Source organism: Vibrio sp. V19_P1S1T109, assembly GCF_002241375.1.
Classification (GTDB): Bacteria; Pseudomonadota; Gammaproteobacteria; order Enterobacterales; family Vibrionaceae; genus Vibrio; species Vibrio anguillarum.
Genome location: NZ_NDIM01000379.1, coordinates 1 through 16,516 on the forward strand (window position 1 = coordinate 1; position 16,516 = coordinate 16,516).

At 44.3% G+C, this 16,516-nt stretch carries 12 protein-coding genes; 2 read left to right on the forward strand and 10 right to left on the reverse strand.

Going from position 1 to position 16,516, the window contains the following annotated elements; translation table 11 throughout:
* Positions 1 to 558: 558 nt before the first annotated feature.
* Positions 559 to 3,921, reverse strand: coding sequence for an AraC family transcriptional regulator (locus B9J87_RS17455; protein WP_094151968.1), 3,363 nt, complete (start codon positions 3,919 to 3,921; stop codon positions 559 to 561).
* A 172-nt stretch (positions 3,922 to 4,093) separates the two neighbouring features.
* Positions 4,094 to 4,972: a zinc ABC transporter substrate-binding protein ZnuA gene (gene znuA / locus B9J87_RS17460; RefSeq protein ID WP_094151970.1), complete on the reverse strand. Its 879-nt coding sequence runs from the start codon at positions 4,970 to 4,972 to the stop codon at positions 4,094 to 4,096.
* 84 nt (positions 4,973 to 5,056) lie between these two features.
* Here znuA and znuC point away from each other — a divergent pair, with 84 nt between their 5' ends.
* Both znuC and znuB read left to right on the forward strand, forming a co-directional pair.
* Positions 5,057 to 5,839 carry a zinc ABC transporter ATP-binding protein ZnuC gene (gene znuC, locus B9J87_RS17465; protein ID WP_094145848.1) on the forward strand — a complete coding sequence of 261 codons (783 nt, stop codon included), beginning with the start codon at positions 5,057 to 5,059 and terminating at the stop codon, positions 5,837 to 5,839.
* Positions 5,832 to 6,611, forward strand: a complete 780-nt coding sequence (gene znuB, locus B9J87_RS17470) for a zinc ABC transporter permease subunit ZnuB (RefSeq protein WP_094145851.1) — start codon at positions 5,832 to 5,834, stop codon at positions 6,609 to 6,611. The genes znuC and znuB overlap by 8 nt, the downstream gene beginning before the upstream one ends.
* Before the next feature lie 77 nt (positions 6,612 to 6,688).
* Here the strand turns inward: znuB and sucD are convergent, their stop codons facing one another.
* The 8 genes from sucD to sdhC form a co-directional block, all read right to left on the reverse strand.
* Positions 6,689 to 7,561 carry a succinate--CoA ligase subunit alpha gene (gene sucD / locus B9J87_RS17475; RefSeq protein WP_013856352.1) on the reverse strand — a complete coding sequence of 291 codons (873 nt, stop codon included), beginning with the start codon at positions 7,559 to 7,561 and terminating at the stop codon, positions 6,689 to 6,691.
* On the reverse strand, positions 7,561 to 8,727 hold the full coding sequence (gene sucC / locus B9J87_RS17480; protein WP_088729032.1) for an ADP-forming succinate--CoA ligase subunit beta: 1,167 nt from the start codon (positions 8,725 to 8,727) through the stop codon (positions 7,561 to 7,563). Before sucC ends, sucD begins: the two co-directional genes overlap by 1 nt.
* A gap of 201 nt (positions 8,728 to 8,928) precedes the next feature.
* Positions 8,929 to 10,137 carry a 2-oxoglutarate dehydrogenase complex dihydrolipoyllysine-residue succinyltransferase gene (odhB, locus tag B9J87_RS17485; protein ID WP_013856350.1) on the reverse strand — a complete coding sequence of 403 codons (1,209 nt, stop codon included), beginning with the start codon at positions 10,135 to 10,137 and terminating at the stop codon, positions 8,929 to 8,931.
* A gap of 30 nt (positions 10,138 to 10,167) precedes the next feature.
* Positions 10,168 to 12,978, reverse strand: coding sequence for a 2-oxoglutarate dehydrogenase E1 component (sucA, locus tag B9J87_RS17490; protein WP_094145847.1), 2,811 nt, complete (start codon positions 12,976 to 12,978; stop codon positions 10,168 to 10,170).
* 89 nt (positions 12,979 to 13,067) lie between these two features.
* Positions 13,068 to 13,781: a succinate dehydrogenase iron-sulfur subunit gene (locus B9J87_RS17495; protein ID WP_013856348.1), complete on the reverse strand. Its 714-nt coding sequence runs from the start codon at positions 13,779 to 13,781 to the stop codon at positions 13,068 to 13,070.
* Between the two features lie 15 nt (positions 13,782 to 13,796).
* On the reverse strand, positions 13,797 to 15,563 hold the full coding sequence (gene sdhA, locus B9J87_RS17500; protein WP_013856347.1) for a succinate dehydrogenase flavoprotein subunit: 1,767 nt from the start codon (positions 15,561 to 15,563) through the stop codon (positions 13,797 to 13,799).
* Positions 15,564 to 15,911, reverse strand: coding sequence for a succinate dehydrogenase, hydrophobic membrane anchor protein (gene sdhD / locus B9J87_RS17505; protein WP_094151972.1), 348 nt, complete (start codon positions 15,909 to 15,911; stop codon positions 15,564 to 15,566).
* The gene (sdhC, locus tag B9J87_RS17510) at positions 15,905 to 16,297 is read right to left on the reverse strand and encodes a succinate dehydrogenase cytochrome b556 subunit (protein WP_010318676.1); all 393 of its coding nucleotides are present in this window, start codon (positions 16,295 to 16,297) and stop codon (positions 15,905 to 15,907) included. The genes sdhD and sdhC overlap by 7 nt, the downstream gene beginning before the upstream one ends.
* Between the last annotated feature and the right edge of the window lie 219 nt (positions 16,298 to 16,516).

Sequence of the window (16,516 nt, forward strand, 5' to 3'; positions counted from 1 at the left end):
GTTATGGTTAATTATGTATTTTGTCGTTTTTCTTATACTAGGTTGTCGTTAATTTTATAAATGAAATAAGTCCTTTGTCATATAGTAAATCCATCGAAAGGAATTACTCCTTAGATACAAATTCCAGAGGTGGTACGGGTGTTACTCGTATCACTCCGGCAGCAAGCGAAGGTGTCATTGACACCCGTGGTATAGTCCCCCCGGCTATACCACGATCTTTTTTTCTACTCATCTCATCTTTACTGCAACACAATCACCGACCCAGCCTGTTTATTGAGTAAGTGCTATTCCCAAAATAAATTGATATTACGACTTTGAGTATTAATGAGTGTATCTACGCAAACATAGACAAATATGCGCAACTAACACAGCAGCCAATCTAATCAAGAAGGGAGATACAGCTTGATTGCAGGTCGGCGGAAAGTGAGTTCATATCCACACACCTGAATAAGCTTTATGATTAGGGTGACTGAATGTCGCTAACATCGCTGCAGCTTCAAGTCTTCAAGTCTTCAAGTCTTCAAGTGGGAAAGTTATCACTATTTATCAGGGGCGGTATTACTCGTTATCATCAACAAATTGGGTTGGCGATAAACCGAAGTGATGTTTAAATCTTTGGCTGAAATAAGACGGATCATTAAACCCACAATCAAAAGCGACTTGGGCGACTTTTCCTCCTGCAAGCAAATATTGGCACGCTTTCTCTAGTCGGATCTCATTTAGATACTCTTTGAATGTTTTATTGGTGATCGCTTTAAAACGACGCTGCAAACTACGCTCCGATACGAAGAGTGATTTAGCCGCACTAGAGGTACTAAATTCAGGATCTGAATAGTAATTGTGTACCAATTTTTCTACTTTTTTAAGCCACTCTTTTTCCGTTACATCAATAAACTTGTCCTCTGAATGCTCCTCTACGACGATCATTTCAGGTGCATCACTCACAAGCTCAACTGATGGCCAAGAAAGCTCAACTAAATTTCGTTCTGGCGATGAAAAAATATGTATTTCCCCACCACTGCGCTGTACTAACAGTTGCATCTCCTCTAGTTCAAAACCAGAGATACGCTTATCACTATTGATGGATTGCACCTGATCGCCACAGTCAATCATCACAATAAACAGTCTTTTCTCCCTTTCATAACAATGAATTTGTAGCTCTTGATTTCTATAAAGACGTTTTACCGCATCAGACAGTAGCGTATTGAAAATGATGTCTAGGTTAAAATGGGCAGATTCAATATAAGCTTGTTTAAGCTCATTGTTCACCGCCAACGAAATATTCGCTTTCGCGAACTCTTCACGCCATCCGTCCACACAAGAGTTCAAGATGATCGATAGGTCGTAGAGCAACTGAGTCGCTGTTTTATCATTTCTTACGTTACGAAGTAACGCCAGTTCACGTTTTACTTTTAAAGCTAAAGACTCAAGTCGCGCGAGTTGATGGAGTTGCGAGCGATAAATCAGCTGATTTAATGTAGGAGTAATAGAATCTAACATCTGTTCAACAACGATATGGCGAATTTGTAATTGCTTGCGCAACTGCTGGTTATTAGTCAAAACAATTTTGCTTTGATGCCGTAGTTGATCCGTTTTCAAGGCCACCTGAGCTTTTAACTTTCGGTTTACTTTGGTAACCCAACGAGAACGCCACCATGAAGCAAAAGCAATAAGGCCTATAGAAAGGCAAAGGTAAAGAACAATCGCCCATGAAGACCAATACCACGGATTATCCACAATAAATGATAGACTGTTTATCATACTGTTTTGCGGATGTGGGCTGTAATTTCTCACCAGTAAACGATAGTGTCCAGGTAACAGGTGATCAAGTGTCAACTGAGCGCTTTCTAATCTCTGCCACTCCTTATCTCCTGCTATACGATACTCCAATGATAAGGATCTCGATTCTGGCAATGCACCAAACAAAAAGCTTATCGAACTTCCATATTCCAATTCTAGTGTCTGAAAACGACCACGACCGAACATGACGGGAATATGATCGACGTTCACTTGGCTAAAGATAATATTTGTATTAGGGGCAGTAGCAACTGTGAGTTCAGAGGACCATGCTGTCACTAAACCAAAACGGGAACCTAGCAGCAACTGCTGCTGGCTATTGATAATACTTGATTCGCAGACTCCACTTTTAAATTCATTATTCATCAATCCGTGTGGATCACCAAAATGCTTTACCATCTCACCCATAGGATTGTAGAGCGAGATTCCTTGTGAGGAAGTCAGCCAAATACCGTTGCCCGTTTCAGTTAAACATTTGGGGCTAATATTCTCTTCAACCATATCAATAGATCGAATATCACTACGATCATGTGCCAAAACAAAGACGCCATAAGCACTCGCAAACCAAACATCACCCTTGCTACTCTCAAATATATCAATGCTTTGTCCATAATGACTAGTCGCTCGGAGAAAAACAATTTTGCCTTTGTCAAAAAGATAAACACCATGGTCAGTGCCGATAAATACCCCTCGCCGAGTTGACTTAAGTTTTATTATTTTTGCAGGCAAAAATGCATCAACAAACCATACCGAACCGAAATCGGTGAGCGAGTTATCGGCCAACCGATATGACCACAAATGGTTACCTGTTGCTCCCCATAATAGTCCTTCATGATCAAATTCAAGGTGTTTAGTATCATTCGAACGCAGCTTAAGAGGTAACATGCTCGTTTCTATCATCTTTTTTGTCTGCAAGTGATAAATAACAATGCCTGTATGTGTAGCTATCCATAGAGAATGATCATCTATTTGAGCGACATCATGCACTTCTCCTGGGAAAATAAGTTTAGGCTCTTGCCAATTTTCAGCATCGACTTGGTATAACCCTTGTCGAGTTAAAAACAAATACCCTTTATTATCTGACCTTGTCACAATTTTTGTTATGGGATTATTGTTGAGCGGTGCAATGGAATGGCGCTTAAATTTTTGTCCAAACAGAGAAAAGTAACGAATACCTTTATCCGTTGCGATCCAAATCCCACCTTGTAAGTCATTGACCAATGAATAAATTTTATTGCCTGGCAACCCATTATTGTCTTGGTCATTACTTTCTAACTTGACGGTTTTACCTGTCAAAAACGAATGAACAAATAATCCATCTTCAGTACCAATCCAATATTCTTGATCTGTCTCAGCAACAGATAATACATGGGAATCTCCAACCAACTTTTGTTGGCGCTTTGGGTCCTCGACATCAATAATCAACCCACCATTGAGCATTCCAATCACAAGCTCTCTACGTTTCTCGGAAAAATAGAGTTTCTCAATGAAGTTTTTACCAGAGCTGAGCACGTGAGAAAAACTCTCTCCATCTGATAGATAGACTCCAGCATTAGTGGCTAATACCCATTTAGAAAGCACAAACTTCGCATCATTAACGATTAATCGACTTGCTTGATTTAATTGATACATTTCTTTAAAAGAATAAGTAACTAACTTGTGGGTTTGCGCATGGTATGTATAAAAGTGCGTCTCATCGGCTAACCAGATGAAATTACCTGACGAACCTATTTTTTTTATGATGATTCCAGGCGTTAAGCTAAATACTAATTCGCGATCTTGTGCGGGATAAGTTCGATAAAGTTCATTATCAATGAACGTCCAAAAAGCGTTATTAAGATAGGTAATATTTTCGCTCTCTTGTGAAAGCACTGAGCCACGCCGGGGAAGGATGTTTTGTCCATCAAAGAAAACCACTTTGCCATGCACATCGTGTATCCAAATTCCCCCTTCTTCACCTAAAAACAAATTTTGTGCGGCAAAAATTTTCCCTTGAGCCTGAGCTGGCAATGGATAGAAAATGGAAGGTGCTTTGTCTAGAGCTTGTGTCCCCTGCGCTAATAAAAGCGTCAGGAAACCAAAGATCCAGAACAAAGCTTTAAAATAGTCATTCTTTCCTTTCAACAGACTGAGCCTCAATCAATAGCACGCCACATTGCAAACTGTTTTTTCGTGGCGATAATTATCAAAACATTCTAACCAAAGATAAGGCTTTTTGAAGCTAAGAAAGCGACAATCTGTGAATCTTTATCCTAGATTTCAGTGCAGATCGTACAACATACAATACAGCGTACATCTATTGAGACAAACAAGTGTAAAAGTTGTTGCTCAGCTCATTTAACAGCTCAAAATAGCTGCCACTTTTCACTTTGATATCTGCGCCTAATGGATCAAGTACTCCTGTTTTGACCTCTGTACCACGAGTCACAGTATCAATTACTGCAGGAGTAAACTGAGGTTCTGAAAAGACACACTTTGCTTCATTATTAATAATGGAATTTTTAATGGTGATGAGCGTTTTAGCACCCGGCTTTCTATCAGGACTAACGGTAAAATGGCCGAGGTTATTCAAATGGTATTGCTGTTCAAAATAGCCGTATGCATCATGAAAAACATAATACCCTTTATCACTAATTTTGCTCATCTTCTGCGTGATTGCTTGATGGGTCGAATCTAATTGAGCCAAAAAGCGGACTAAGTTTACTTTATACTGCTCGGTATTAGCGCTATCACTTTTCACTAAACTTGCGGTAATCGCCGCTGCCACTTGCTTGGCTTGATCGGTTCCAAGCCAAAAATGTGGGTCATACATACCATGGTGATGCCCATCATGATCGTGTTGTTCGCCACTGAGCTCTCTCAGTGTCAGGCCATCAATTTGGCTGATGGTCAAAACGTTGTGGTGACTCGCTAATGTCTTACTTAAGAATGGCTCAAGGTCTTTTCCATACCAAATCACTAAATCCGCCGCTCTGACTTTTTTAACATCAGAAGGGCGCAACGCATAGTCATGCGGTGAGGTATTTGCCCCCAGTAGTACTTCTGGTTCATTCACATCGAGAGTCAATTCATATGTAATCATCTGAATCGGCTTGATGCTGGTCAAAATGACCGTAGACCACGCCAAAGGCGATAATGTTATTAAGCAAAGAAGGAGCATAATCTGACGCAACATGATGGTTTTTCCATTCGGTATATAGCGTTAAAGGGAACGAAATGTTACATTATAACACTTCCGAATTGCAAATAAGTTCCATTCATGTCCAACTTAATCCAGCTGCAAGGCATTTGTGTCGAATTCAACAACCGCCGTGTTTTGGACAATGTCAGTATCAACCTAGAAAAAGGGAAGATTACCACACTGATAGGTCCTAATGGTGCGGGCAAGTCGACGCTCGTTAAAGTATTGCTCGGGCTACAGCCCGTCCATAGCGGAACGATGACGCGCGTAAAAAACCTTAAAATTGGTTATGTTCCTCAAAAATTAAAACTTAATGACGCGTTACCACTCCCCGCTAAACGATTTTTAAGTTTGGCCGGACGTTTTAGTCAACAAGAGTTGCTAGACGCACTCAGACTAGTCGGGGCCGAGCATCTTCTTGATTATGATATGCATAAGCTGTCCGGTGGTGAAACGCAACGGATTCTTATCGCCCGTGCATTGCTACAGCGCCCAGATATTCTAATTCTTGATGAACCAGCCCAAGGTGTTGACGTGCAAGGGCAAATTGATCTGTATGATCTTATTGATGCCATACGACATCGTTTCGGTTGTGGTGTCTTCATGGTCTCTCACGATTTGCATCTGGTGATGGCAAAAACGGATGATGTTATCTGTCTTCATCACCATGTTTGCTGTTTCGGTTCACCTGCAACGATTACTCAACACCCAAGCTATATCGCTTTATTTGGTACGCGCAATCACGAAGCCTTAGCTTTTTACCATCACAAACATCAGCATCATCACGACTTAGCAGGCCAACCTGTGAAAGGAGATGCAACTTGCTGTTCAAATCATTCACACGGTCACCATCATGATTGAATTTCTTCTTCCATCAATATTAGCAGGCCTTGGTATTGCCGTTATCGCAGGTCCCCTTGGGTCATTCGTGGTTTGGCGAAAAATGGCTTATTTTGGCGATACCCTCGCACACGCCTCGCTGATGGGATTGGCGCTAGGTTTTTTGCTTGATATCAACCTTTATCTTGCGTTGCTCGTTTGCTGTCTTGGGCTTGCAATCATTTTGGTTACTATGCAGAAACAGCAGCTTGTGGCGACAGACACTTTGCTCGGCATTCTTGCTCATAGCTCGTTATCCATTGGTCTCATTGCAGTAAGCTTCCTTGATAACGTCCGCATAGATTTAATGAGCTATCTCTTTGGCGATTTATTGGCGGTAAGTTTTACTGATTTAGCCTTCATTTGGGGAGGAGCGATTGCAGTAAGTGCACTGCTATTTCTTTTTTGGCGTCCATTACTTTCAACTACAGTGAACGAAGAACTTGCGTTTGTTGAGGGCATAAACGTTGATTTAATGCGTTTGCTGCTGATGCTATTGATTGGGGTGGTGATTGCACTAGGAATGAAATTTGTTGGTGCTCTGATTATGACATCGCTGCTGATTATTCCCGCGGCGACCGCTAGGCGACTCACAAAAACCCCAGAGCAAATGGCAATATTAGCTTCTTTGATTGGCGCTTTAGCTGTGCTGGGCGGGCTAATCCTCTCGTGGCATTTTGACACACCTGCAGGCCCTTCGGTTGTTGTGACGGCTACAACGATGTTTATGTGCAGTCAACTTGTAAAACGCTAGTATCAAAACCTATTGAATCTAAAGTAAAAACCCCGAAACAAGGTTCGGGGTTTGTCTTCAAACTAAGGGCGGCGTGATTACCAACCTGTCACTTCACGCAATGCTTTTCCGATATCAGCAAGGCTTTTGACGGTTTTAACACCTGCGGCTTCAAGCGCTGCAAATTTCTCATCAGCGGTCCCTTTACCACCAGAAATGATAGCGCCAGCATGGCCCATCCGTTTACCCGGAGGCGCTGTCACACCAGCAATATAAGACACCACCGGTTTCGTGACATTCTCTTTAATGAATGCCGCGGCTTCTTCTTCGGCTGTACCACCGATCTCGCCAATCATCACAATCGCTTCAGTTTCAGGATCGTCTTGGAATAGTTTCAAGATATCAATGAAGTTAGAGCCCGGGATTGGGTCACCGCCGATACCAACACACGTTGACTGACCAAAGCCTTCATCTGTTGTTTGCTTAACTGCTTCATAAGTTAGCGTTCCTGAACGAGAAACAATACCCACTTTTCCTTTCTTATGAATGTGGCCTGGCATGATGCCGATCTTACACGCATCCGGTGTAATCACACCCGGACAGTTCGGGCCAATCATACGCACACCCGTCTCTTCGAGCTTCACTTTTACGTCAATCATATCGGTAGTCGGTATACCTTCAGTGATCGTCACAATAAGTTCAATACCAGCGTCAATTGCTTCTAAAATAGCGTCTTTACAAAATGGTGCAGGTACATAAATAACGGTTGCCGTTGCACCCGTTGCTTTCACTGCGTCACGCACCGTATTAAATACAGGCAGACCAAGGTGAGTTTGACCACCTTTACCCGGGGAAACTCCACCGACCATTTGTGTACCGTAGGCAATCGCCTGTTCGGAGTGGAAAGTTCCCTGGCCACCAGTGAAACCTTGGCAGATTACTTTGGTGTCTTTATTAATAAGTACCGACATTATTTACCCTCCGCCGCAGCAACAACTTTCTGAGCTGCGTCCGTTAACGACTCAGCTGCAATGATATCAAGACCAGAATTTGCTAGTACTCCGCGTCCTAATTCCGCATTTGTACCTTCCAAACGCACGACTACGGGAACCGTTACACCAACTTCTTTCACCGCGCCGATAATGCCTTCTGCAATCATATCGCAACGTACGATACCGCCGAAAATATTCACCAATACGGCTTTTACGTTGTGATCAGACAAAATGATTTTGAACGCTTCAGCAACACGCTCTTTGGTTGCACCACCACCAACATCAAGGAAGTTTGCAGGTTTTCCGCCATGAAGGTTAACAATATCCATAGTGCCCATTGCAAGGCCAGCACCGTTCACCATGCAGCCAACATTGCCATCAAGAGCAACATAGTTCAGTTCCCACTGAGCAGCATGAGCTTCGCGCTCATCTTCTTGTGAGAGATCGTGCATTTCGCGAAGTTTAGGTTGACGATAAAGTGCGTTTGAGTCGATGTTGATCTTGCCATCAAGGCACAACAAGTTCCCTTCAGCGGTGACAACTAATGGGTTGATTTCTAGCAATGCAAGATCATACTGGGTAAACATAGCGCCAAGACCTAGAAAGATCTTCACAAATTGCTTAATTTGGTCGCCTTCCAAGCCAAGTTTGAAAGCAAGTTCGCGGCCTTGATAGGCTTGCGGACCAACCAAAGGATCAATTGCGGCTTTATGAATCAGCTCAGGAGTCTCCTCCGCTACTTTTTCAATTTCCACGCCGCCTTCTGTTGAGGCCATAAACACGACACGACGAGTCGCACGGTCAACAACAGCGCCTAAGTAAAGCTCATTCGCGATATTAGAAGCTTCTTCAACCAAAATTTTTGATACTGGCTGACCATTTGCGTCCGTTTGATAAGTAACCAGATTTTTACCTAGCCATTTTTGAGCAAACTCTTTGACACCATCTTTAGTGTCGTGCAACTCAACGCCACCCGCTTTACCGCGACCACCTGCATGCACTTGACACTTAACAACTTTCTTCGCCGTACTAATCCGACCCGCCGCTTCAAAAGCTTCTTGTGGAGTATCACAGGCATAACCTTCCGGTACAGGCAAACCGAATTCTGCAAACAGCTGTTTGGCTTGATATTCATGCAAATTCATTATGTTCTTCCGTTTGTTTATCCCTTAGGGGATTTATTATTTCCATAAAGCGGCAGCTATGCTGCGCCATATATCTGTAGGGTGCTTCTCAAATTAAGCGGCTGCAATTTATCCAAGAGGATAGCTTGTAGCTTTTTGCTTAAATGAAGGCTAGACGTGAGCCTGCCTAGCCTTAAATTCACTAAACAACGTTCAGTGAGGTTACACGTCCAGTAGCAGACGTGCTGGATCTTCAAGTAGCTCTTTTACTGTCACAAGGAAACCAACTGACTCACGGCCATCCACCAAACGGTGGTCGTAAGAAAGTGCTAGGTACATCATTGGTAAAATTTCTACTTTGCCATCCACAGCCATTGGGCGGTCTTGGATTTTGTGCATGCCCAATATGGCCGCTTGCGGCGGATTGATGATCGGTGTTGACATTAACGATCCAAACACACCGCCATTCGTAATTGTGAAATTACCGCCAGTCAGTTCTTCAACCGTCAATTTGCCATCTCTTCCTTTGAGTGCAAGCTCTTTGATGCCCTTCTCAATTTCGGCAAGGCTTAGCGTATCGCAATCTTTAAGAACCGGAGTCACTAAGCCACGAGGCGTTGAAACTGCCATGCTAATATCAAAATAGCTGTGATACACAATATCTTGGCCATCAATAGATGCATTCACTTCTGGGTAACGCTTTAACGCTTCTGTTACCGCTTTCACGTAGAAAGACATAAAGCCTAAACGAATACCGTGTTTCTCTTCAAACAGACCTTGATATTGCTTACGAAGATCCATGATAGGCTTCATGTTAACTTCATTAAACGTCGTCAACATCGCCGTGCTATTTTTTGCCTCAAGCAGACGCTCCGCGACACGTTTACGCAAACGCGTCATCGGTACACGTTTTTCACTGCGCGCCATAGCAACGACAGGCTCAGGTTGACTTGAAGCAACTGCTGACGCTGATTTTGCGGCCGCTAGATGAGCATCAATATCTTCACGCGTGATACGCCCACCCACACCAGAGCCTTTCACTTGGCTTGCTTCCAAACCATGCTCGGCGAGTAAACGGCGTACCGCAGGGCTAAGTGCATCATTCGTTTCGTCTGTCAATGTGGCTTTGTGACGTTTATCAGGAGACGGCTCTGTATCGTTGGTGGTGTCTTTCGTCGGTTCACCTGCAACGGCACCGGGTTTTAATTTCGCCAATAACTGTTTCGAAAGCACCGTCGCACCTTCTTGCTCGATAATGGCTTCGAGAACACCCGCCTCAGGCGCTGGCACTTCAAGAATTACTTTATCAGTTTCAATCTCAACGAGTACTTCATCACGAGCGACGGCTTCACCTGGCTTTTTATGCCATGTCGCGACTGTTGCATCAGCCACTGATTCAGGTAGATCTGGAACCAGAATTTCAATTGTCATAATCTGTGTCTTCCTTTTACTTCTAGTTCGTTAAGCTAGGGTCAGAGCGTCTTCAACCAACGCTTTTTGTTGTTTCAAGTGTACCGACATATAACCAACGGCTGGTGATGCTGATGCAGGGCGACCTGCGTATTTCAGATCAGCACCGGCTGGAATGGCAGAACGGAAGTTATGTTGGCTACTGTACCAAGCACCTTGGTTTTGAGGCTCTTCTTGGCACCATACATAGTCAACAACATTAGTGTATTGAGCGATAACCGCTTCCACTTCTTCTTTCGGGAATGGATATAGCTGTTCAATACGGACGATAGCAACATCATCTTGTTCGTTATTGCGGCGCTGTTCAAGCAGGTCGTAGTAAACCTTACCAGAGCAGAACACAACACGTTTGACGTTCGCTGGGTTGAGATCGTCAACTTCGCCGATAGCCGGCAAAAACGATCCGTCAGCCAAGTCTTCCAGTGTTGAGATACATAGTGGGTGACGCAGTAACGATTTTGGTGACATAACGATCAATGGTCGACGCATTGGACGAACAACCTGACGACGCAGCATGTGGTATACCTGCGCTGGCGTAGAGGGAACCACCACTTGCATGTTTTGTTCGGCGCACAGTTGCAAATAACGCTCTAAGCGTGCTGATGAGTGCTCTGGGCCTTGCCCTTCATAACCATGAGGTAGCAGCATGGTTAAACCACACAAACGCGCCCATTTTTGTTCACCGGAAGAGATGAACTGGTCAATCACGACTTGAGCTCCATTGGCGAAATCACCAAACTGAGCTTCCCAAATCGTCAAACCACTCGGCTCCGCTGTCGCGTAGCCATATTCAAAAGCTAGCACTGCTTCTTCGGACAAAACCGAATCCAATACTTCAAAAGGACCCTGTTTATCATGGACATTCGCCAATGGAATATAGGTACTTGCGTCACTTTGGTTATGCAATACCGAGTGACGGTGGAAGAAGGTTCCACGCCCGGAGTCTTGCCCCGAAATGCGGATTCGCTTTCCATCATCGACTAAGGTTGCATAAGCCAGCGTTTCAGCCATACCCCAATCGAGAAGCTTCTCTCCATTAACCATCGCTTGTCGGTCGGTATAGATTTTATCCACACGACTTTGCAGTTTATGGCTTTCTGGATACTGACAAATTCGGTTACCCAGCTCTTTTAAACGCTCAAGGTCAACTTTACTATTCCATGGCATATCCCATTCATGGCCAATATACGGTGACCAATCAACAGAGTGCAGTGCCATTGGACGCCACTCTTTCACCACGACTTCACCATGATCCAGAGCATCACGATATTCGTTGACTAACTGTGTGGCAATCTCAATATCAAACTCACCACGCTCTATCAAAACATCAGCATAAAGCTTACGCGGCGTAGGATGCTTTTTGATCTTTTGATACATTAACGGCTGAGTAGCATTGGGTTCATCGGCTTCGTTATGGCCGTGACGGCGATAACAAACCAGATCAATGACGACATCACGCTTAAATTCATTACGATAATCGAGTGCAATGCGGGTGACGAAAGCAACTGCTTCTGGATCATCAGAATTGACGTGGAAAATAGGGGCCTGAACCATCTTAGCGATGTCAGTACAATACATAGTCGAGCGTGTATCACGAGGGTTTGAGGTGGTAAAGCCAACTTGGTTATTAATAACAATGCGTACCGTACCACCAACACAATAGCCCCGTGCTTGAGACATATTAAACGTCTCTGCAACGACACCTTGACCAGCGATAGCAGAGTCACCATGAATCGAGATAGGCAGTACTGTCGAACCGTCTTCATCTCCAAGTCTGTCTTGTCGAGCACGGACTGAACCAATCACGACTGGGTTTACAATTTCAAGGTGTGAAGGGTTAAAAGCTAAGGCTAGATGCACATCACCCCCGGGTGTCGCAAAGTCAGCAGAGAAGCCTTGGTGATATTTAACATCACCCGTTCCCCAGCTTTCACCATGCTTGCCCGCAAACTCGTCGAACAGATCTTGAGGCTTTTTACCCAAAACGTTAACAAGCATGTTAAGACGACCACGGTGCGCCATACCAATCACAACTTCACGCATGCCTGTACTACCGGCATGACGAATCAACTCTTTCATCATTGGGATGAGTGCGTCGCCACCTTCTAAAGAAAAGCGTTTCGCACCAGGGAATTTCGCGCCTAAATAACGCTCAAGGCCTTCTGCGGCTGTCAATTCTTCGAGGAAAATTCGTTTTTCTTCTTTGCTGAAAGAAGGTTGACCAACGACTGATTCAAGACGTTGTTGTATCCAACGCTTTTGTTCAGTGTCGATAATGTGCATGTATTCTGCACCGATGGAACCGCAATAGGTTTTGTTGAGGGCTTGATAAATGTCTTTCAATTTCATTGTCTCTTGCCCGATAGCAAAAGAGCCGACATTGAAAGTTTCTTCGAAGTCACCTTCGTTAAGATTGTGGAACGCTGGGTCTAATTCTGCCACTAGTGGGCGTTGCCATAAACCTAGGGGGTCGAGTTGAGCCGCTTCATGACCGCGAAAACGGTAAGCATTAATCAGCTGCAAGACTCTTACTTGCTTAGCATCGACATCTGGATCACTAACTTGGACATTGTAATGCTTTGTTTCTTTCGCGAGTCGTCGGAAGTAGTCACGGACACGTGAATGTGGCTGTTCAACCACATTGTCAGCTTGCGCAGGCAAGCCGTCAAAAACACGTTTCCACTCCTCACTTACCAGATCAGGATCACTTAGATACAGTTCGTAGAGGTCCTCTACGTAAGTTGCATTGGCGCCAGCCAAGTGTGAAGACTCGAGCCATGCCTTCATCACGCCGTTGTGCATATTTTCCCTTAACCAGTAGTTTTCACGTTTGCTTCGGTCTATGCCGAGCTATAAAAGGCAGGTCCGAAGACCTGCAATTTTTATTCATTTTAAACCGAACGGTTCACAAGCATTGATTTGATATGTCCAATGGCTTTCGTCGGATTTAATCCCTTAGGACAAACACTTACACAATTCATGATGCCATGGCAACGAAAAACGCTAAAAGCATCATCAAGATTAGATAAACGTTCATCTGTTGCGGTATCTCGGCTGTCAATTAGCCAACGATAAGCCGCCAATAAACCTGCTGGGCCGATAAACTTATCCGGGTTCCACCAGAAAGAAGGGCATGAAGTTGTGCAGCAAGCGCACATAATGCACTCATATAAACCGTCTAAATGCGCTCGCTCTTCTGGTGATTGCAAGTTCTCACGAGCCGGAGGCAAGTTTCCGTCAGTCACAAGATAAGGTTTAACCTTCTCGTAATTTTCATAAAACTGGGCCATATCGACAATTAAATCACGGACGACTGGTAGCCCCGGCAGAGGTCGAATAACGATCGTGCCTTTGGCCAAAAGCGCAGATAATGGAGTGATACACGCTAATCCATTTTTACCGTTCATGTTCAAACCGTCAGATCCACACACCCCTTCACGGCACGAGCGACGAAAAGCAATGGTGGGATCTTGCTCTTTCAGCAAAATGAGTGCATCCAACAACATCATGTCAGAGCCCTCTTCGACTTCAAGCAGATAATCCTTCATGTAAGGCTTTTGATCGACGTCCGGATTATAGCGATACAAAGAGAATTTCAATTTCATAATAGTGCCTTCTCCTTAGTATGTGCGCGCTTTAGGCGGAAACGCTTCACGATAAATTGGTTCCATATTTACGCTACGCTTCGACATGCTTTCAGTCTCAGGGTTGTAAATTGAATGGCATAACCAATTAGCATCATCGCGTTCAGGATAGTCAAAGCGAGCGTGGGCTCCACGGCTTTCGGTACGATAATTTGCAGCAACCGCAGTAGCAAATGCTGTTTCCATCAAGTTTTCCAGCTCTAAACACTCGATCCGTTGAGTGTTGAACTCGGTTGACTTGTCTGAAAGATGTGCGTTCTTCAAACGTTCACGAATCACCTTAAGCTCTTCAAGACCTTTAGCCATAGCTTCACCTTCACGGAACACCGAGAAGTTATTTTGCATACAACGTTGCAGATCTTTACGAATTTGCGCGGGATCTTCACCACCTGTACTGTTTTCCCAGCGGTTGTAACGTTCTAGCGATTTTTCAATGTCCGCTTCTGTGGCAGGTTTTGCGTCCGCTTGCTTTTTCAACGTTTCGCCCAAATGCAAGCCTGTTGCTCGGCCAAAGACCACTAAATCCAGTAGAGAGTTACCACCCAAACGGTTCGCGCCATGCACCGATACTGATGCAATTTCGCCACACGCAAACAAACCTTGAACTTCCACATCAGCGCCTTTAGCATCTTGCTTAATCGCCTGACCTGAAACTTGAGTCGGTACTCCTCCCATCATGTAGTGGCAAGTTGGGATCACTGGGATCGGTTCTTTAACTGGATCGACGTGAGCAAACGTACGTGACAACTCACATACGCCCGGTAGACGAGATTCCAGAGTTTCTTTGCCAAGGTGATCCAGTTTAAGCTTGATGTGTGGACCCCATGGACCATCGCAACCACGACCTTCACGGATCTCAATCATCATTGAGCGGGCTACTACATCGCGACCAGCCAAATCCTTCGCGTTTGGTGCATAACGTTCCATGAAACGTTCGCCATCTTTATTTAAAAGATAGCCACCTTCACCACGACACCCTTCCGTCACAAGAACGCCAGCACCAGCAATCCCTGTTGGGTGGAATTGCCACATTTCGATATCTTGCATCGGGACGCCAGCGCGGATAGCCATGCCCACGCCATCACCCGTATTGATGTGCGCGTTGGTGGTTGAAGCATAGATACGGCCAGCTCCGCCAGTCGCTAATACTGTGGCTTTAGATTTGAAATAACAAACTTCGCCTGTTTCCATACACAAGGCGGTACAGCCAAGTACTGCACCCTCTTCATTTTTCACTAAATCAAGTGCGTACCACTCAGAGAAAATAGTGGTCTTATATTTAATGTTTTGTTGATACAAGGTATGAAGTAGTGCGTGACCAGTACGGTCAGCGGCGGCAGCAGTTCGAGCCGCTTGTTCACCGCCAAAATTTTTGGATTGACCACCAAATGGGCGCTGATAAATGGTGCCATTGTCAAAACGAGAAAAAGGCAAACCCATTTTCTCTAGTTCAATCACCGACTCTGGACCATTCTTACACATGTACTCGATAGCATCTTGGTCACCGATATAGTCGGAGCCCTTCACCGTGTCATACATATGTTGTTCCCAGTGGTCCTCATGCGCGTTGCCTAACGCAACGGTAATACCACCTTGAGCCGAAACCGTGTGAGAACGTGTTGGAAAAACTTTAGAAAGCAGAGCACAGGATAAACCTTGCTCTGAAATTTGCAGTGCTGCACGCATGCCAGCACCACCAGCGCCGATCACTACGGCATCAAATTCACGAACTGGAATAGTCACTTACGCACCCCACAATACAAATAAGCCAGAGAAGAAGTATCCAAAGAGCACTGCGATAACGACCAATTGCAGGCCACCACGCAATTTAGAACACTTAATGTAATCCGTTAATACTTGCCATAAACCGATCCAACCATGGATAAGGACAGAGACTAACGCCAGCATTGTGAAGACTTTGGTAAAGGTTCCACCAAAAAACTGTGTCCATGAAGCATAGGAGATATCACCAGAGAAAGCACAGAAGCTGACTAGGTAGATAGTATAAAGAGTCATAATGATCGCAGAAGCACGGATCAGCAGATAATCATGCACTCCGTTACGACCAAAAGAAGAAACATGTTTTACCATACCAATACTCCCGCTAAAACTGAAAGCACTGCTGTTGCGATGAAGGCGACTTTGGCACTCATAGCCCCTGACTCCAACTCTTCAAAGTGGCCCAGGTCCATCAGCAAATGGCGTATACCACCTGCAATGTGGTAAGACAGCGCTGTTAAAATTCCCCATAAAATAAATTTTGCGAAAAAGCCATTAACAATGTTGCTGGCTTCCATAAAACCTACCGGAGAACTTAACGAGAGGGAGAGTAACCACAGCAAAATTCCGACCGCAACGAACATCATCACCCCAGACACTCGGTGTAGGATGGATGCAATCGCACTGATCGGAAAGTGGATGGTCTGTAAATCTAAATTAACAGGTCTTGACTTTCTTTCTTTCACGGGCTTGCTCACTCAGCTCCATTGAGCATTTATAGTTATAAATGAATTTTGGTTGTAAAACCCATAAAAGTTAACATTATTTTAACACAAAAAGCCCAATATCGCGCAGTTAAATGTAATAATTCCGTTAACAAAAAAGACAGAATGCAATACTGAAATACAGTTTCTAGCCTTTTATTTATAAGGTGTTCACCAAAATTTTCAGTGCCACTATACGGCTCGCAACATTCT

Coding starts and splice junctions, on each gene's coding strand:
- znuA (WP_094151970.1), bottom strand. CDS start 4,972: ATGTTGCGTCAGATTATGCTCCTTCTTTGCTTAATAACATTATCGCCT.
- odhB (WP_013856350.1), bottom strand. CDS start 10,137: ATGACAATTGAAATTCTGGTTCCAGATCTACCTGAATCAGTGGCTGAT.
- znuB (WP_094145851.1), top strand. CDS start 5,832: ATGATTGAATTTCTTCTTCCATCAATATTAGCAGGCCTTGGTATTGCC.
- znuC (WP_094145848.1), top strand. CDS start 5,057: ATGTCCAACTTAATCCAGCTGCAAGGCATTTGTGTCGAATTCAACAAC.
- sucD (WP_013856352.1), bottom strand. CDS start 7,561: ATGTCGGTACTTATTAATAAAGACACCAAAGTAATCTGCCAAGGTTTC.
- sdhD (WP_094151972.1), bottom strand. CDS start 15,911: ATGGTAAAACATGTTTCTTCTTTTGGTCGTAACGGAGTGCATGATTAT.
- sucA (WP_094145847.1), bottom strand. CDS start 12,978: ATGCACAACGGCGTGATGAAGGCATGGCTCGAGTCTTCACACTTGGCT.
- B9J87_RS17495 (WP_013856348.1), bottom strand. CDS start 13,781: ATGAAATTGAAATTCTCTTTGTATCGCTATAATCCGGACGTCGATCAA.
- sucC (WP_088729032.1), bottom strand. CDS start 8,727: ATGAATTTGCATGAATATCAAGCCAAACAGCTGTTTGCAGAATTCGGT.